The 16,652-nt window shown below is 66.9% G+C and carries 21 protein-coding genes; 5 read left to right on the top strand and 16 right to left on the bottom strand.

Annotation, left to right across the window (positions count from 1 at the left end; all coding sequences use genetic code 11):
• From JWN03_RS25650 to pgsA, 13 genes are all read right to left on the bottom strand, one after another.
• On the bottom strand, nucleotides 1-575 hold a 575-nt coding region (locus JWN03_RS25650), incomplete at its 3' end, for a PIG-L deacetylase family protein (RefSeq protein ID WP_297620093.1).
• A gap of 35 nt (nucleotides 576-610) precedes the next feature.
• Nucleotides 611-1,762 carry an ROK family transcriptional regulator gene (locus JWN03_RS25645; RefSeq protein WP_297620090.1) on the bottom strand — a complete coding sequence of 384 codons (1,152 nt, stop codon included), beginning with the start codon at nucleotides 1,760-1,762 and terminating at the stop codon, nucleotides 611-613.
• A gap of 57 nt (nucleotides 1,763-1,819) precedes the next feature.
• The gene (locus JWN03_RS25640) at nucleotides 1,820-3,244 is read right to left on the bottom strand and encodes a sugar ABC transporter permease (RefSeq protein WP_297620087.1); all 1,425 of its coding nucleotides are present in this window, start codon (nucleotides 3,242-3,244) and stop codon (nucleotides 1,820-1,822) included.
• Nucleotides 3,245-3,261: 17 nt separating this feature from the next.
• Complete coding sequence (locus JWN03_RS25635) at nucleotides 3,262-4,035, bottom strand: ATP-binding cassette domain-containing protein (RefSeq protein WP_297620083.1); 774 nt, start codon at nucleotides 4,033-4,035, stop codon at nucleotides 3,262-3,264.
• 3 nt (nucleotides 4,036-4,038) lie between these two features.
• A complete protein-coding gene (locus tag JWN03_RS25630) occupies nucleotides 4,039-5,202 on the bottom strand; it encodes a sugar ABC transporter substrate-binding protein (RefSeq protein WP_297620080.1) in 1,164 nt (387 codons plus the stop codon).
• A gap of 107 nt (nucleotides 5,203-5,309) precedes the next feature.
• On the bottom strand, nucleotides 5,310-6,251 hold the full coding sequence (locus JWN03_RS25625) for an NADP-dependent oxidoreductase (protein WP_297620077.1): 942 nt from the start codon (nucleotides 6,249-6,251) through the stop codon (nucleotides 5,310-5,312).
• Nucleotides 6,252-6,363: 112 nt separating this feature from the next.
• Nucleotides 6,364-6,537, bottom strand: coding sequence for a hypothetical protein (locus JWN03_RS25620; RefSeq protein WP_297620074.1), 174 nt, complete (start codon nucleotides 6,535-6,537; stop codon nucleotides 6,364-6,366).
• Nucleotides 6,538-6,658: 121 nt separating this feature from the next.
• Nucleotides 6,659-7,606 carry an NADP-dependent oxidoreductase gene (locus JWN03_RS25615; protein ID WP_297620112.1) on the bottom strand — a complete coding sequence of 316 codons (948 nt, stop codon included), beginning with the start codon at nucleotides 7,604-7,606 and terminating at the stop codon, nucleotides 6,659-6,661.
• 36 nt (nucleotides 7,607-7,642) lie between these two features.
• The gene (pspM, locus tag JWN03_RS25610) at nucleotides 7,643-8,575 is read right to left on the bottom strand and encodes a phage shock envelope stress response protein PspM (protein ID WP_297620071.1); all 933 of its coding nucleotides are present in this window, start codon (nucleotides 8,573-8,575) and stop codon (nucleotides 7,643-7,645) included.
• A gap of 622 nt (nucleotides 8,576-9,197) precedes the next feature.
• A complete protein-coding gene (locus tag JWN03_RS25605) occupies nucleotides 9,198-10,022 on the bottom strand; it encodes a PspA/IM30 family protein (protein WP_297620068.1) in 825 nt (274 codons plus the stop codon).
• A gap of 184 nt (nucleotides 10,023-10,206) precedes the next feature.
• Nucleotides 10,207-10,620: a helix-turn-helix domain-containing protein gene (locus JWN03_RS25600; RefSeq protein ID WP_297620065.1), complete on the bottom strand. Its 414-nt coding sequence runs from the start codon at nucleotides 10,618-10,620 to the stop codon at nucleotides 10,207-10,209.
• 81 nt (nucleotides 10,621-10,701) lie between these two features.
• The gene (locus tag JWN03_RS25595) at nucleotides 10,702-11,169 is read right to left on the bottom strand and encodes a CinA family protein (RefSeq protein WP_297620062.1); all 468 of its coding nucleotides are present in this window, start codon (nucleotides 11,167-11,169) and stop codon (nucleotides 10,702-10,704) included.
• A 58-nt stretch (nucleotides 11,170-11,227) separates the two neighbouring features.
• Nucleotides 11,228-11,893, bottom strand: coding sequence for a CDP-diacylglycerol--glycerol-3-phosphate 3-phosphatidyltransferase (pgsA, locus tag JWN03_RS25590; protein WP_441343058.1), 666 nt, complete (start codon nucleotides 11,891-11,893; stop codon nucleotides 11,228-11,230).
• 119 nt (nucleotides 11,894-12,012) lie between these two features.
• Here pgsA and JWN03_RS25585 point away from each other — a divergent pair, with 119 nt between their 5' ends.
• Both JWN03_RS25585 and JWN03_RS25580 read left to right on the top strand, forming a co-directional pair.
• A complete protein-coding gene (locus JWN03_RS25585) occupies nucleotides 12,013-12,555 on the top strand; it encodes an amino-acid N-acetyltransferase (RefSeq protein ID WP_297620059.1) in 543 nt (180 codons plus the stop codon).
• Between the two features lie 26 nt (nucleotides 12,556-12,581).
• A complete protein-coding gene (locus JWN03_RS25580) occupies nucleotides 12,582-12,875 on the top strand; it encodes a YciI family protein (protein ID WP_297620056.1) in 294 nt (97 codons plus the stop codon).
• A 4-nt stretch (nucleotides 12,876-12,879) separates the two neighbouring features.
• Here the strand turns inward: JWN03_RS25580 and JWN03_RS25575 are convergent, their stop codons facing one another.
• Nucleotides 12,880-13,986 carry a Gfo/Idh/MocA family protein gene (locus JWN03_RS25575; protein ID WP_297620053.1) on the bottom strand — a complete coding sequence of 369 codons (1,107 nt, stop codon included), beginning with the start codon at nucleotides 13,984-13,986 and terminating at the stop codon, nucleotides 12,880-12,882.
• A 92-nt stretch (nucleotides 13,987-14,078) separates the two neighbouring features.
• Between JWN03_RS25575 and JWN03_RS25570 the strand changes: the two genes are divergently transcribed.
• The gene (locus tag JWN03_RS25570) at nucleotides 14,079-14,672 is read left to right on the top strand and encodes a TetR/AcrR family transcriptional regulator (RefSeq protein WP_297620050.1); all 594 of its coding nucleotides are present in this window, start codon (nucleotides 14,079-14,081) and stop codon (nucleotides 14,670-14,672) included.
• Here JWN03_RS25570 and JWN03_RS25565 read toward each other — a convergent pair whose 3' ends face one another.
• Nucleotides 14,673-15,581 (bottom strand): NAD-dependent epimerase/dehydratase family protein, encoded by a 909-nt coding sequence (locus JWN03_RS25565; protein WP_297620047.1) that lies wholly within the window; start codon nucleotides 15,579-15,581, stop codon nucleotides 14,673-14,675. It abuts the gene before it with no gap.
• 361 nt (nucleotides 15,582-15,942) lie between these two features.
• Between JWN03_RS25565 and JWN03_RS25560 the strand changes: the two genes are divergently transcribed.
• The gene (locus JWN03_RS25560) at nucleotides 15,943-16,074 is read left to right on the top strand and encodes a hypothetical protein (RefSeq protein ID WP_297620044.1); all 132 of its coding nucleotides are present in this window, start codon (nucleotides 15,943-15,945) and stop codon (nucleotides 16,072-16,074) included.
• A 28-nt stretch (nucleotides 16,075-16,102) separates the two neighbouring features.
• Nucleotides 16,103-16,426, top strand: coding sequence for a hypothetical protein (locus JWN03_RS25555; RefSeq protein ID WP_297620041.1), 324 nt, complete (start codon nucleotides 16,103-16,105; stop codon nucleotides 16,424-16,426).
• On the opposite strand, the gene JWN03_RS25550 is transcribed toward JWN03_RS25555, so the two are convergent.
• Nucleotides 16,350-16,637: an isochorismatase family protein gene (locus tag JWN03_RS25550; RefSeq protein WP_297620105.1), complete on the bottom strand. Its 288-nt coding sequence runs from the start codon at nucleotides 16,635-16,637 to the stop codon at nucleotides 16,350-16,352. The genes JWN03_RS25555 and JWN03_RS25550 overlap by 77 nt on opposite strands.
• Nucleotides 16,638-16,652: the final 15 nt, after the last annotated feature.

Raw genomic sequence — 16,652 nt, 5'->3', positions numbered from 1 at the left:
TGGGCGGTGAGGGATTCGACGGCGACGTCGAGGGTGTCGGTGACGTCTACGGCGTGGCTGCCGTCGGCGATGCCGTAGACGGCGGCCCAGCGGGGGGAGTACGGGGGCAGGTCGGCGAGGTCGGGGTGGATCCATTCGTTGCCGGCGTCGGAGACGGCGTCGAGGGCGGCGCGGCCGACAGCGCGGTGGTCGGCGCTATTGGCATAGCCGCGGGCCCAGACGTCGCCGAAGTTGAACAGCACCACCAGTTCCGGGCGGTGGCGGCGGATGGCGGCGGCCAGATCGCGGCGCAGGGCGATGCTCTCCTCGATGCGGCCGTCGGGGTAGCCGAGGAAGTCGATCTCGGTGACGCCGACAATCTTCGCGCCCGCCCGCTCCTCGGCCTCGCGCAGCGGTCCGGACTCCGCCGGCGGCAGCCCGGCAATGCCCGCCTCTCCACTGCTGACCAGCACGTAGCGAATGTCCTTGCCCTGCCGCGTCCACCGCGCCACCGCGGCGGCCGCGCCGTATTCGATGTCATCGGGATGCGCGACGATCACCAGACCGCGCTGCCAGTCCTCGGGGAGCTGCTCCATATCCGGAATTCAACACCACCGCGTATTTCGGCGGCTCACAATGCCGTCAGCACGCCTTCGAACGCGGCCTCGGCGGCGCCGAGCAGCTGCAAATCCGCTCCCAGCCGTGACTTTTCGATGCGCACCCCGCCGAGCGCCCGGCTGACCATGCTGCGCCGCCGCACCTGATCGCCGACACGCAGCACCAGCGCATCGGGCAGTGCGGTGAACAGGTCGCCGAGCACCACCAGTTCCGGGCCGAGAATATTCACCACATTGACCAGGCCGAGGATCAGCCAGTTCAGGTAGTCGTCGAGCCTGCGGTCGTTATCATCCTGCAGCGCACGCAATTCCGCGACGATCGCGCCGCGCGGCCCGTGCTCGGGCATTCCCAGTGCACGGCACAGCGCCGCCTCACCGACTTCGGTCTCCCAGCAGCCCTCATTGCCGCAGTGGCAGGGGCGACCACCCGGTCGCACTGTCATATGGCCGATTTCGCCGAGATAGCCGGCCGATCCGCGCAGCAGCGCACCCTGGGCGATGAGGCCGCCACCCACACCGATATCCGCGGATACGAAGACCGCATCACCCGCGCCCCGGCCCGCACCGCGTAAATGCTCTGCGAGAGCGCCGAATTCGGCATCGTTGCCGACCACGACGGGCACATCCAGCACTGCGGTCATGCGCTGCCCGAGCGCCACCTCGGCCCAGCGCAGATTCTCCGAGCTGCGCACCAGGCCGTCGGCGCGGCGCACCACACCCGGCACCGAGACCCCGGCCGCCACCGGCGACAGTCCCAGATCCTCGGCGAGCAGTGCCGCCGATTCGGCGACGTGGGTGATCACTTCCTCCGGTTCCCGTTGCCGCCCATGCAGATTCCAGCTGTTGCGGCCCAGGATCTGCCCGCCGAATCCGACCATGGCAATGCCCGCGTGCTCGGCCCGCACATCCACCGCCAGCACCACCACCGCCTGTGGCTGCGGCAGGACCAGCAGCGACGGCCGCCCCGCGCCCCGCGCCAGCCGCGGCACCCGCTCCTCCACCAGCCCGGCCTCGGCCAAGCCGTCGACCAGCATTTTGATGGTCGATCGGTTGAGCCCCAGCTCGGTCGCGAGCGCCGCCCGGGTGGCGGGGCCTCCGGTGTGCAGCACCCGCAGGAGACTGGACCGGTTGGAGCGGCGCGCCTCGTCCGGTCGAGCGACGGTCATGGCCTCAGGAATACCATCGGCGCTTCCGGCGCCGTGCAGCGCGGCATCCCTGCGTGCTCATCGCTGTGCCACCGCCCGCCGGCGCGACAGCGCATCGACCGTTGCGGCCAGCAGCAATACCAATCCGGTGACAATGGAAACGACGGCAGCGGGCTGACGCAGCAGACCGAGACCATTGGATACCACCGCCAGCACCGCACCGCCGATCACCGCATCCGCGACCCGGCCCTTACCGCCGAACAGCGAGGTGCCGCCGATCACCGCCGCGCCCACCGCGAACAGCAGGGTATTGAGCCCGCCCGCCTGCGGATCGACCGAGCCGACCTTCGACGAGTAGACGATGGCCCCGACCGCCGCACACGACGAGCAGATAACAAAAACGCTTGCCCGCAACTGGGTTACGTTGATGCCCGCCCGCCGCGCCGCCTCCGCATTGCCACCGACCGCGTAGATGTGCCGGCCGTAGCGGGTGCGCTCGAGCACGAAGGTGCCGGCCACCAGCAGCACCAGCACGATCGGAACCACATACGGCACACCGGAAATGACGATCAGCTTGCTCGGCGATCGGTTGACGGTCAGCAGCGCCGTCACCACCACCGCAAGCACGGTGAGCACCAGCACTTTTGCCAGCACCAGCGGCGTCGGCTGCGCTACCAGTCCCCGGCGGCGGCGTAATGCGTGGCCGCCCAGCGTTATTGCCGCATAACCTCCGGCCGCCACCACACACAGGACCCAGCTGCCGATCGTGGACAGATTCCCATTGGCCACCTGATCGAGGACATGCGAGGAGCTGATGCCCAGCACCCCGCCCTCCCCGATGAGTTGCAGAATCACGCCCTGCCAGGCCAGGAACAGCGCGAGGGTCACCACGAACGAGGGCATGCCGATCTTGGCTATGAGGAAGCCGGTGATGCAGCCGATGGCCGCGCCCACGCATACCGCGAGCACCATCTCCACCCACGGATTCGCTGTGAAGCCGACAAGTGTGATCACCACACCCAGCAGCGACAGTGCCACGCCCGGCCAGATGCGCAACAGCGCCGCGAGCACGGCAGCGAGGATCAGCAGGCCGTTGAAGAGGAAGAACACCGTGGAACCCATGCCCGTCAGCAGGTTTCCGTCCTTCACGTAGTGCATGGCCAGCACCGCACCGGCCACTCCGGACGCGGTGCCCGCCGACAGATCGATCTCGCCGATCAGCAGGACGTACACAATGCCGATGGCAATGATGGTCTGCCCCGCGCCCTGCGCCAGCAGGTTCGCGATGTTGTTGAGCGAAAAGAACACATCCGACTGCACCGAGAACAGGATGACCAGTGCGACCAACCCGAGAAGTGCTGGCAGCGAACCGATCTCGCCGGATCTCAGCCGGGCGAGATACTCCCCCAATGCCTCCCGGGTCGAACGCGTGGTGGTGTCGATCCCGAAATCGGTGATCACCGTATCCGCGGCGGGCGGCGCAGGCTCCGAAACCTTGCTCATATCGGGAGCTTTCTCGTTCACAACACCACCGCTTCCGGTCGGGCCAGCCCCAGATCACCGGAGCGTCCGGCGGTGATCAGCTCCACCACCTGGCTGTGGGTGACATCGGCGGTGCGCACCTGTGCGGCCATCCGGCCCAGATACAGCACCGCGATACGGTCGGCGACCTCGAATACATCGGCCAGATTGTGGCTGATGAGCACCACGCCCAGACCCTGTTCGGCCAGCCGCCGCACCAGATCCAGCACCTGCCGGGTCTGCGCCACACCCAGCGCCGCGGTGGGTTCGTCCAGCAGCACCAGATTGCTGTTCCACAGCACGGCTTTGGCAATGGCCACGGTCTGCCGCTGCCCACCGGACAGCGACGAGACCGGCGTGCGCACCGATTTCACGGTGCGCACCCCCAGCGAGGCCAGCGTGGTGCGCGCCGCCTCCTCCATGCTCGCCTCGTCCAGCAGCCACGGTTTCCCGCGCTCGCGGCCGAGGAACATATTGGCCACTATGTCGAGATTGTCGGCGAGGGCGAGATCCTGGTAGACGACCTCGATGCCGAACGCCGCCGCATCCTTGGGCCCGCGCAGATGCACCGGTTCGCCCCGGAAACGCACCTCACCCGAGTCCGAAGGATGAATTCCGGCAACACATTTCACCAAAGTGGTCTTGCCCGCGCCATTGTCGCCGACCAGGGCGGTCACCTCACCGGCGGGCACGGTCAGATCCACATCGTGCAGCACGTGCACCGGGCCGAAACTCTTGTTCAGCCCGGTGATCTGGAGCAGCGGCTCGGTCATGGCTCAGGCGATGCCGAGTTGGGTGCAGGCGGTCTTCACATCGCCGGTGCAGATATCGGAGGCCTTCACGAAGCCCGAATCCGTCACCTGCTTGACCTCGTTGCGGGTGATCGTCTGCGGCGGCAGCAGCACCGATTTCACCTGACGATTGCCCTTGGGATCCTGACTCACGGCCTGCGCCAGCGCATTCGCGGCGGCGGTATCGCCCTTGGCCAGTGCCGCAGCGAGTTTGGCGGCAGACTCGGCCTCATCCTTGATCGGCTTGAACACCGTCATGTACTGGTCGCCGCGCAGCACCGCCTTGAGCCCATCGGCAGTGGCGTCCTGACCGGTCACCGGCACATGGCCATTGAGCCCGTTCTTCTTGAGCACGGTGATCACCGCGCCCGCCAGGCCGTCATTGGCAGCCACCACACCGTCGACTTTGCCGCCGTTGCCGGTGAGGATCTGCTCGAAGGTATTGCCGCCGGTCTGATTGTCCCAGCCATCGATGGCCTGGCTACGCACCAATTTCAGGGCGCCCGAATCGTAGAGCGGCTTCAGTGCCTGCTCCTGCCCCTGGTGGAACAGCGTGGCATTGTTGTCGGTCGGCGCGCCCTCGATCTCGATCACCTGCGCGCCCGGCTTGTCCTTCAGCGCCGTGATCAGTGCCTGGCCCTGGAGTTCACCGACCCGCACATTGTCGAAAGAGACGTAGTAGTCGGAGGATCCGCCGAGATTGAGCCGGTCGTAGTCGATGGTCGGAATGCCGGCCTTCTTCGCCTTGGCGGCGACCGCGCTGCCGACCTCACTATTGATCGAGGCGACGACCAGCACCTTCACACCCTTGGCGATCATGCCGTCGGCGAGGGTGCTGAACTTCTGGACGTCGCCCTGCGCGTTCTGCACATCGGCGTCGAAACCCTGTGCCTGCAGGGCCTGTTCCAGCATGGGTTTGTCGAACGATTCCCAGCGGGCGGAGGTGGCGGTCTCCGGCAGGATAACGCCGACCGTGCCATTGGCCCCACCACCGGACGGCGCGGCCGAGGTGGCCCCGGAGCTACTGGTGGAATTGGATCCGCAGGCGGTCAGCGTCAGCACGCCCGATAGTGCCACTGCCATCGCGACGCAACCGGGCCGCACCAGGCGGCGTGAATTCTTGGGCAGGAACGAGCTTTTCGTCCTCATCAGGGTGACCCTTCCGAGCGGCAGCCACTGGGTTGCGGCCGCGCACCGATATGTTGTGGGCAACAACATATGCGAATCGGGTCACCGAGACGGGACAATTCGCTGAATCAGGGCAGCAGTATGACCTTGCCACCGGCGTGTCCGCCGATGACGAACTCGTGTGCCGCGGCCGCGTCGGCGAGCGGATAGGTCGCGGTGATCACCAATTCCAGCTTGCCCGAGGCGATCAGGGGCAACAGTTCGCGCCACGCATTACCGCGGATCTCGGTGCCGGGGTCCGCGCCCGGCCCACCGCCGAGCCCCTGGATGCCGGTCGTCGGCACCCGGCCGAAGGCGGCAATGGTGGCGATCCGGTGGCGGTCGGCGACCAGTTCCAGCGAAACATCCACGGCCTCATCGGTTCCGACGGTATCGATCGCCGCATCCACGCCGTTCGGCGCCAAGGCGCGCACGCGATCGGCCAGCCCGGGACCGTACTCGACCGGTTCCACGCCGTAGCTCCGCAGTCGTTCGTGGCGGGCGGGCGCGGCGGTACCGATCACCCGGGCACCGCGCGCGACCGCGAGCTGGGCGGCAAGCGAACCCACACTGCCCGCAGCGCCGTGGATCAGGACGGTATCACCCGGACCGATACCGGTCGCGACAACCAGATGCACCGCGGTATTGCCGACCGCCAGCAGTCCGGCCGCCACCTCCCAGCTCACCTCGGCGGGCTTGGGCAACACGCCGGCGGCAGGCACGGTCACCGCTGTGGCGTAACCGCCTCCGCGCGCGATCACCTCGTCGCCGACCTGGATCGGACCACCGGGGCCGACAGCATCCGGGCCGACAGCGGTGACCACGCCGGACGATTCCAGCCCGAGCCGAATCGGGAGCTTGGCCGGGTCGGCGCCGAAGGCACCGCTGTAGAGCTTGTAATCGATCGGATTCACGCCGGCGGCGCGGACCTGCACGGTCACCTCGCCCGGACCGGGACCGGGTACCTCTACCTCGATGGGAGTGAGCACTTCAGGACCACCGTATGCGGCGGCGACGATAGCAGTTGCCATAGCCGCGTCAACGTCGCGCTGCACCAAGGGATTCCCCGACGACGGCCGCCGGACAGGACGATGGGCCACCCGGATGGTTCCGGATGGCCCATTCAATGCGGTTGCGCCGCAGCTACAGCTTGCTCATCGGGGACTTGTTCGAACCCGAGACCGCCTTGTAGAGCAGGTACAGGCCGAAAACCACCGCGCTGATCATGAGGATGGGGAAAAGCCCCTTGATCAGGGCGCCGATGATGGCGAGCGCGATCCAGACAACCGCGACGACGCCAATGATCTTCCAAAGCATTCCGTGCCTCCCGTATTTTCCGGACCGTAACGATCCGTCTCCTCAATACTGGCCTGTCCGCGACGGAAAATCACCTGGTCAGCAGCAATATCGGGGAAAGTTCAGGGTTGTCCCCCAGGTACTACCGGGGAAGGATCACCGTTTTGCCGCGAGCGCGACGGGTGCGCAGGTCCGACGCGGTGGCGGCGACCTGGGCCAGCGGGACCTCGGCGTCGATGCGTACCCGCAGGGTGCCTGAGCTCGCCATGGCCACCAGGGTCTCCAGGAGTTCGGTGCTGGATTTGTTGGAGAAGTTCATGCCGACCACACCCTTGGCCGTCAGCGCTTCCTGATCAAGTCCGCCGACGGTGCTGATGAAGATGCCATCCAACGCCAGCAGATCTGCGACGCGCAGTGCATCGGCCGGACCGCTCACCAGATCCAGAACTGCGTCGATGCCCTTCGGATACGCGGCCTGCACCTGGTCGACGGTGTTGCCCTGCGCTCGGTCCACGATTTCCGCCGCACCGAGTTCGCGCAGATAGTCGGCCATATCCTGACCGGCGGTGGCGATGACGCGCAGTCCACGCTGTGCCGCGAACTGCACGGCGAATTGACCGACCCCACCGGTTGCGCCATTGATGAGAATCGTCTGCCCGGATGCGGCACAGGTCGCGTCGACGGCGTTGTACGCGGACATACCCGCGGTCGGCAGCGCCGCGGCCACGGCGAAGGGCAGCTCCGGTGGGAGGATCGCGAGGAAACCGGTCTCGGCGGCTACCGCGTATTCGGCATACGCACCGCGGCCGCGGCGGACGCTCATGAACTGCCCGCACACCCGGTCCCCGGGCTGGAAACGCGTGACGTCCGCGCCCGCCCGCTCCACCACGCCTGCCGCATCATTGCCCAGAATAAGCGGAAAAGTATGCGGCACAAAGTCTTTCAGAGCACCGTCGATGACCTTCCAGTCGAACGGGTTCACCGCCGCCGCCTCGATCCGGATCAGGATCTCGGTGGGTCCGAGCTCGGGGACCGGAAGCTCGATCAGCTCCGGGTCGGCACCGAAATCAGCGATGGTCACTGCGCGCATCGTTTCCACGATCGCCACGGTAGTGGGTGACGCTCGCTAGGGATTGACGCGGTAGCGGCTGTCGGCCAGATCGGTGAGGGCCTGCGCCCAGCCGTCGAGACGGTCGGCGGCATCGCGCAGATTCACCATGGCCCAGCCCAGATCGTCGGCGACGGCCGCGCTCTCCGGAACGGCGAGGACACGGGCGGCGGCGGCCACCATGCCTTCGAATTCGATGACACCGCCGTCGAGGCGGACCGATACGGACCGGACATGTTCGGTCAGCGGCGAATTGCGCGGTCCGAGTGCGCCGGCCGCCTGCTCCATGGCGACCACATCGGAGGACAATGCATGCAGCGCCGCGGCACCCGACGAGGCCGTTTCCATCATGTCGGTCAAATCATCGACCGGTAGCCGACCGGATCTGGCGATCTGCGCGCCCAGGCCGTGCAATGCCCGTTCCGCGCGCACCAATCGGGCGATCGAGGCCCGCGCCGCCGAACGCAGGGGCGGCAGCCGGCGCGGCACGAATGTCGCCTGCGGCAACGGTTCCCGGCGCAGCTGCAAATACCGCTTGGCGGTCACGGCGGTACCGGTCACCAGTGCGACGGCGCCGCCGCCGACCACGATCACCGCCCAGGCGGGCGCCGAAATCAGCACCAGCCCAACAGTTCCCGCAGTGGTCAGTCCCGATGCTGTGCCCAGCCGCAAACTCCGCCGCCGAGTCCGGCGCCGCTTGCGCAACTCCCGCTCGCGCGGATCCGCCCACTTCCGCACCGCGACCAGCGCCTGCTCCCCCACCCCCCTCAGGGTGTCGGGTAACCGCTGTGCCAGTTCTTCCGGACCAATCCCGGTGGGGGCCAACATCTCCCGCGCCGCCTGGGCCGCCCGCGCACGCTTACCACGCCGGGACGAACCCTTCGCAGCGCGGGCATCCGCCGTATGCCACTGCTCGGATCCGGCTGCCGCACCGGCAAACCTGCCCTGCACAGATTGCGCCCATCCGGGATCGGATTCAGCTGCCGGACCGCCGAACCCGTACTGCGGCCGCGTATCCGCCGCAGGCGGCACCCAGCCGCCCGCCGAATTCGCGGCCGTCGGCCCCGATGCGGATCGTCCTTGATAGTCACCAGCCCGGCGCGCTTGGCCATAACCAGGATTCGCGCCCGGCTGCGACGCCGCACGCGCTGAAGTAGTTGTGCGCCGCTCTCGCGACGCGGTGTTCGGCCCGGGCCCGGCCATCGGACCGCCGAACCCGTTCCGCGCCTGCGTATCCGGCTCCGAAAGCAGCCAGCCACGAGCTGAATCAGCAGCGGCGGGTCCGGTCGCTCCGGATTCGGGTCGTGACGGGGTGTCACTCGCAGTTGCAGTAGCCGAAGACCATCCCGTTGCCGGGACGGAATTCGGTGCCGGATAGCCGGATTCGGAGCTCGGCGAATCCGGCTGGGCCGCTCCACCCTCGGCGGCGGGGCCGAAGGGTGAGGGGAAGCCGGGGATAGGGGCGGCTTCCTTCATGCGCGAACGGCGGCGGAAACGGGCAGGGGAGGTCGCGGGATTGTCTTGCGCCCGCGAACTCCCCATCAGCAATCGCCTTCGTTCCAAGGACCCAGCGCTACTGCTGAGCGGCCTGGCCCTTGTTGGTGTTGATCTGCGGCGCGGCCGCAGGATTCGGGACAGCCTGCGGCTGGTTGTTCCCACCGGCGGGCAGCGCGTCACCGCGCATGGAGGCGCGGATCTGCTCGAGGCGGCTGTGGCCGGCCATCTGGACGCTGGCCTGCTGCACCTCCATCATGCGACCCTGGACGGTGTTCTGAGCCAGCTCGGCCGAACCGAGCGCATTGGCGTAGCGGCGTTCGATCTTCTCGCGCACCGCATCCAGGCTCGGGGTGGTGCCCGGCGCGGAAAGTGTGGAGTCCATCTGCTGCAGCGAGGCCGAAACCTGCTCCTGCATCTTGGCCTGCTCCAGCTGGGACAGCAGCTTGGTGCGCTCGGCGACCTTCTGCTGCAGCAGCATGGCGTTCTGCTCGACTGCCTTCTTGGCCTGCGACGCGGCCTGCAGCGACTGGTCGTGCAGTACCTTCAGGTCCTCCACCGCCTGCTCGGCGGTCACCAGCTGAGCGGCGAAAGCCTCAGCGGCATTGGTGTACTGGATCGCCTTCTCGGTATCCCCCGCAGTGCCCGCCTGATCGGCCAGCATGACCGCCTGGCGCGCATTGGCATTGAGCTTCTCGACCTCGTCGAGTTGGCGGTTCAGCTTCATTTCCAGCTGACGCTGGTTGCCGATCACCGACGCCGCCTGCTGCGACAGCGCCTGGTGCTGCCGCTGGGCCTCCTCGATGGCCTGCTGGATCTGGACCTTCGGATCCGCATGCTCTTCGATCTTCGAATCGAAGAGGGCCATCAGGTACTTCCAGGCCTTCACGAACGGATTAGCCATCGATTGATCCCGCCTCCATCTGACGTGCCACGCGCGATCGCGCGACATAGTGCGCGACCGTCACGCACCCGGTTGTCCCTATCCTCCACTGCGCGGCAGAGAACCGGAAAAACCCGCACCCGTATGGCGCCTCCGGCTCAAAGCCTACAGAGAATTTATCCCTTTCGAGTCCTGTGCACCGCGATCACTTGGCTGCCACCAAAACCAGGCGATCCGACTTGGGTGCCGGAATGACGATGCGGGGGCCGAAACCGGCATCCCCGGAACGCGGCGTACCGGCGTCCCCACCGCGCGGCCGGACACCCGCACCGGCGGTCGCGAGCGAGGCATTCGCCGTGGCCACAGACTTTTTGGCGGTAGCGCGGTCGGCATCGGCCAGGGCCGAGCTGACGTCGAAGAGTACCTGCGCCAGTGGCACATCCAGGGCCGTGCAGATGGCCGCCAGCAGCTCGCTGGAAGCCTCCTTACGACCGCGCTCCACTTCCGACAGGTACCCGAGACTGACCCGCGCAGAGGTCGAAACCTCACGCAGCGTCCGGCTCTGAGCGACCCGAGCGCGCCGCAAACTGTCCCCGATCGCTTCTCGCAGCAGCGTCATCCCGTTCTCCTCACACTCGTCTCGCCGGACCCAGCGTTTCACTGGACAACGTCCGGCGTCGGCCGCGCGTTCCCGGCCGCTTCACCCGTTTCGAACCCTCCGGACGAGCTCTGCGACCGCGGCGCGGACCGCGCCCACCCTGATAGTCCACCGGTCGCCCGACAGTTTCAACCGGATGACCTCCGTGCCCTCCGCACCGGCGATGCCGAGGAACACGGTGCCGACCTCGCGTCCGTCCTGCGGATCCGGCCCGGCGACACCGGTGAGACCGATTCCCCAGTCCGCTCCGCAGCGCAACCGCGCACCCACAGCAAGCTGCTGCGCGGTGCTCGCGGCGACCGGGCCGTCGGTAGCGAGAGTGTCCGCGCTCACACCGGCCAGATCGCGTTTGAGCTCGGTGGCGTAGACGATCAGTCCACCCCGCAACACTGTGCTCGCGCCCGGAATTCCCGCAATGGTGGCGGCCAGCAGGCCGGCGGTCAGCGATTCCGCGGTCGCGACGGTCTGCCCGGCGGACTTCAGGGCATCGACCAGATCGGCGGCGGGCACGAGCGAAGTGAGTGGATCTCCCGATCCGGGGTCTGAATCAAGCGCAGGATGCGCTAGCTCAGGCGGCACGACTGCCGCCGGGCGAGCCGAACCACAACCGGGCCGCCTGCACCACATAGTCGAGGCCGGTGACGACCGTGAGCACCACGGCTACATACATCAATGCCATTCCGGCACTGGCGAATCCGCCGGAAAGGGGCAGCAAAATCACAGCAATCGCGACCGACTGCACCAGGGTCTTGAGCTTGCCGCCACGTCCGGCCGGGATCACGCCGCGGCGGACAACGGCCAGCCGCAGCAGGGTCACGCCGAGTTCGCGAGCCACGATCACAATGGTCATCCACCACGGCAGATCGCCCAGCATGGACAGGCCGATCAGGGCGGCGCCGATGAGCGCCTTGTCCGCGATCGGATCCGCGAGCTTGCCGAAGTCGGTGACCAGGCCGTACTTGCGGGCCAGCTGACCGTCGATGCGATCGGTGATGGCGGCGACGCCGAACAGCGCCGCGGCGCCCCAGCGCCAATGGGCATTGTGGCCATCGGCGGCGAACAGGGCGGCCAGGAACAGCGGAACAATCAGAATCCGCAGGATCGTCAATATATTGGCAATATTCATCAGCGGCACTGCCGCCGGTTCCACTACGCCGGGGGTGGGCACGAACCCCGATCGCGCTGGACCGGCATCGGCCCAGCGACCTTCCAACTCATCGCGCTGCACCGTCACCAGCGCCCCCACCGGCCGCGAAACCCGACAGGGTTTCCGGACCATTCCGGTATGCGGGGAGGCTGGATGTACGACACACGTAAAGACTATCCGCACGGGGGCCGACTACTGTGCACCCCATGACAACACGGGTACCTCACAGCGGTTCGGTCGGCGGCGAGTCGGGAACACAACCGACCATCCGCCGCGCCCGAACCTCTGATGTACCCGGGATAAAACGACTCATCGACTACTACGCCGGCAAGATCCTGCTGGAAAAGAACCTGGTCACGCTGTACGAGGCGATCCAGGAATTCTGGGTCGCCGAACGCGACGGGGAACTCATCGGCTGCGGGGCGCTGCATGTGCTGTGGGCGGACCTCGGTGAGGTGCGCACTGTTGCGGTGCATCCGGATATCAAGGGCACCGGCGCGGGGCACCTGCTGGTGCAGCAATTGATCACCGTCGCGCACGAGCTGGCGCTGGGACGGGTCTTCGTGCTGACCTTCGAGGTGGACTTCTTCTCCCGGCACGGGTTCGTCGAGATCGAGGGCACGCCGGTCACCGCCGAGGTGTACGCCGAGATGTGCCGGTCCTACGACACCGGTGTGGCCGAGTTCCTCGACCTCAGCTATGTGAAGCCGAATACGCTCGGCAATACCCGAATGCTGTTGACACTCTGATTCATTCGACCTCAGAAAGCGGAACCGTGCCGATCTTCGCCGTCCACTACACCTACTCCGACGCCACCGTTCCCGGTCGCGACGAGGTCCGTCCCGTGCATCGCGCCTATCTGGGCGGCCTGGCCGAGCAGGGCATACTGCTCGCGCGCGGGCCGTACCCGGACGGGTCGGGTGCGCTGCTCATCTTCCAGGCCGACGATGCCGACGCGGTATCGAAGCTGCTGGCCGAAGACCCGTTCGCGCTGGCGAAGCTCATCGACGACACCCGGATCGTGGAGTGGCTGCCGACGGACGGGTTCCCCGGCGCCGGTCCGGCGTAACCGGTCAGCGAGTAATTCGCACCCGGGCGCCGGTCTCGGCTGATCGGCGGATGGTGTCGAGCAGGCGGTGCAGGTGCACGCCGGTCTCGAAGGTCGGCGCGGTATGCGTGCCGGTTCGGATGTCCTCGGCCAGCCACTGATACAGCCTTGCCACATTTTTGGATTCGACGGGCAACTCGGAGAAGGGCTGCTCGTCGGATTCGGTCAGGTCCTGCCAGGCTCCTGCCGGGCCTTGTGCGCCCAGCAGGCGCAGTTCGCTCATCTGAATACCGCCGGGGCCGTGCGGGCCTGCGGAGATAATCGCCAGATCGCCTTCGATGCCTGCGATTTCGATACGCGTACGGCCATCGGTGAGCTTGGCGTCGTGAATATGGGCCGAGACGACTGCGCCGCTCGCAAGCGTGGCGTTCAGCAGCAGGTGGTCGGGACTGGTGACCGTGATTCGCGCGCCTGTTTCGGCAATCGTGTTGTGTGAGTTACGAATAGCCAGGTCCGCCGACAGTTCGGTGATATCGCCGAGTAGGTATTCGAGCGGGTCCAGAGTGTGCCCGCCCGCGACCTCCAGTAGGCCAGCGCCATTGTGGCGATCCAGCGTGTAGGCGGCCCACTCCGGGATCAGCCCGCCCGCGCCCTTTCCTCGGGCGGCGTATACGGTCACTGAAATCACCTGCCCCACATAGCCTTCGGCGATCAATCGCCTGGCCTTGTCGATGGCTGGCGAGAACCTGGCCTGCAGGCCTACCGTTTGATGCCCCTCGCCACCGAGCGTGATGACGGCTTCAGCTTCCTCGGTGGTCCTGGTCAGCGGCCACTCCGAGTAGACATGCTTGCCCGCTGCCAGCGCCGCCCCGATCAGTTCGGCGTGTGCGGGCACCTTCACCGTGATCGCCACCAGGTCGACGTCCGGGTGCTCGGCGAGCCGACGCGCATCGGTGAAGGCATGCGCGGCCCCGAACAGTCGCGCCGCCGCGTCCGCGCTCTCCTGCCGACTGGTCCCGACGGCCGTGAGTTCGAAGTCGGGCAATGCCCGCAGGGCTGGAATATGCGCCCGCGCCGCCCAGCCCCGATCCGGGCTGGCGCCAATGATTCCGACTCGGATCCTGTCCGACATCTGCCGCTCCCATCCATAAACGGACTCACTTGGTCCGTTTACTACGGTAGCTAACCGGACCCACTGAGTCCACTTTTGTTAGGATCGCACCCATGACCGCCGTCGATCGCCTCCTGACCCGCGAATCCGGCCCGGCTCCACGCGCGGATGCCCGCCGCAATTTGGAGCGGCTGGTCGTCGCGGCCCGCTCGGCCATCGCGGACACCGGCGTCGCGGTGACCGCCCAGGAGATCGCGCAACGCGCGGGCGTCGGCAAAGGCACCTTCTACCGCCGCGTCCCCTCCCTCGAAGCGCTACTGCAAGCAGTGCTCGAAGAAGTCCTCGAAGAAGCCGTGGCCGCCGCCGACCGCGCCCTCGCAGATCCCAACCCCTGGAACGGTTTCCGCGACTTCGCCGCCACCTACGTCCGCCTGCGCGCCGAAAGCTGCGGCGTCAACGAAGCGCTGGGCGGCACCGGCGCCTGCGACCTCGAAACCACCATCACCGACCTCCGAGAATGCCTCCGCACCTTGGTCGAACGAGCCCAATCCGCGGGCTCCCTGCGCACCGACATCACCTGGCAGGACGTCGCGTTCGCCCTCGCAGGCGTGGCCACCGACCCCCACACCATCGGCCTGCAGGCAGCCCCCGACCAATGGAACCGCAACCTGCGAATTGTCCTGGACGGCTTAGAAATTCGGCATTGATCAGCTGCGCGCGACTGCCTGCCGGGTGTCGGCAACGATCTCATCGATGCCGGAATGCTTCGGCGACCAACCGAGTTCGGACTGGGCCTTCGCCGGATTGCTGATCAAAGCGGCGGGTTCGGGGGTCACGGGGCCGTAGACCCGGGCGACTGTTCGCCCGGTTACTCGTTCTACCGCGTCCACCACGTCGAGAATGCTTGTTCCACAGCCGCTTCCGATGTTGTAGCGGGTGTGTGCGCCGGGTGACGGAACACGTTCGATGCAGGACACAAAGGCTGCGGCCGCGTCGTCGACGTGAAGGTAGTCGCGTACTGCCGTGCCGTCGCCATTGATGTGGAGCACGCTTTCGCCTGCCGCTGCGGCGATTACGCGGGGGATGAGGCGAGTCGGGTCCGGGTCCGCTCCCCCGGCGACATTCAGCAGCCGGACAATAACTGCGCCCATGTTCCCCGCCTGCGCTTGAGCTTCGATTGCGAATTCGGCGGCAAGCTTGCTGGCTGCGTACGGATGAGGCGGGGCATCCGGTAGGTCCTCGCCCATCGGCTGCCGCTCCGGCGATCCGTAAATGGCTCCGGTCGAAGAGAACACGATCTTGGACACCCCCTCGTCGGCCATTGCCCCGAGCAGCGCAACGGTCCCCGCGGTATTCACACGGAAGAACGGCAACGGATACCGCACCGATTCGCGAGCGCGGCCGAGTCCGGCCAGATGGCACACCACCTCGACCCCGGCCACTGCACGCCGCAACCCCTCAGGATCGAGGAGATCAGCCACTCGCACCTCACTCACTGCGGGAACCTCCCCGCCGCGGGTGCTCACCATCGCGACCGGCTCATGCCCAGCCGCACCCAGCGCCACCACAACAGCCCGCCCCAGATAGCCACTCGCCCCAGTCACCAGCACTCGCACACCCCCATCCTGTCATCACGGGCAATCGCTCAGATAGAAAGGCGCTGACAAGATCACCAGGACCTGAGGGCGGCATAACGCGAAAGACCACTACCGGCGCGACAGATGGCGTCCACACGCCGCAGACTCCGCTGTCCGCATCGGTTCAGTGCCGACACATACCGAGGCGCTACGGCACATCGCCGCGCTAACGATCCGCGCCCTGGATCCGACAAGGGATACAGATCATGCATTTCGAGCACAGGGGGGAACCTATGCCCAAGAACATTTTCGACAGCGCCGGGCCTGTTGCCGGTCCGAGAACTCTGCGGATCATGGTGGGAATTCTCGGTATTGCCACCTGTGCGGTCACGATCTGCGGGTGCACGAGCACATCGACGGTGTCGTCCACAGCCTCACCTACGACTATTGCCTCGACGGTGCCCGCCGCGCCACCGGCATCCTCGGAGCCCGCCGTGTCCCCGCCCCCGACATCCGCATCGGGGCCTTCTGAACAGCCCGGGTCGAGTAACCCACCGTCGTTGAGTATCCCGCCGTCATCGACGGCCCAGACCCCTACCACCGGAACGACATTCAGCGGAGAAGGGCTCAGCGCGCAGCAGAGCACCGCGTTGCAGGATGCCGTAAACAGCGGCCACCAGCCGTGGCGAACGGATCCGGTCCAGGTCGCGGAGTCGTTCATGCTGGGAACATTCGGATGGACCGGCGTCCAGGCGAGTGCCGGTAACCCGGCGGCCGTCGTGGTCACCGACCACAGCGGCCACCAGGTCACCTTGCATCTCTCCCAACCGGCGACACACGGAAAGGGCGGAATCTGGGTTGTCGATAGTGGCGTGTGGAACTGACGCCGATGCCGCGCAGCGGGGGGCAGGGGTTCAGACGCTGGATGAAATCGGCGGAGTCGATCACGTCGGCCTGCGGCGGGAACACCTTGTCCAGCAGGACCCGGTTCACCTCGGAGTCGGTGTCGGTCACACAGTCCGACAGCACGATCACCCGGTAGTCGAGGTCGGCGGCCCCGCGTAGCGTCGAGAGCACAACTCCGCTGGTGGCGATGCCGGCAGAATCTGG

The sequence above is a fragment of the Nocardia sp. genome (assembly GCF_025465275.1).
In the GTDB taxonomy this organism is placed as follows: domain Bacteria; phylum Actinomycetota; class Actinomycetes; order Mycobacteriales; family Mycobacteriaceae; genus Nocardia.
Note: the sequence above shows the minus strand (reverse complement) of the source record. Positions and strands in the feature narration are given on the sequence as shown.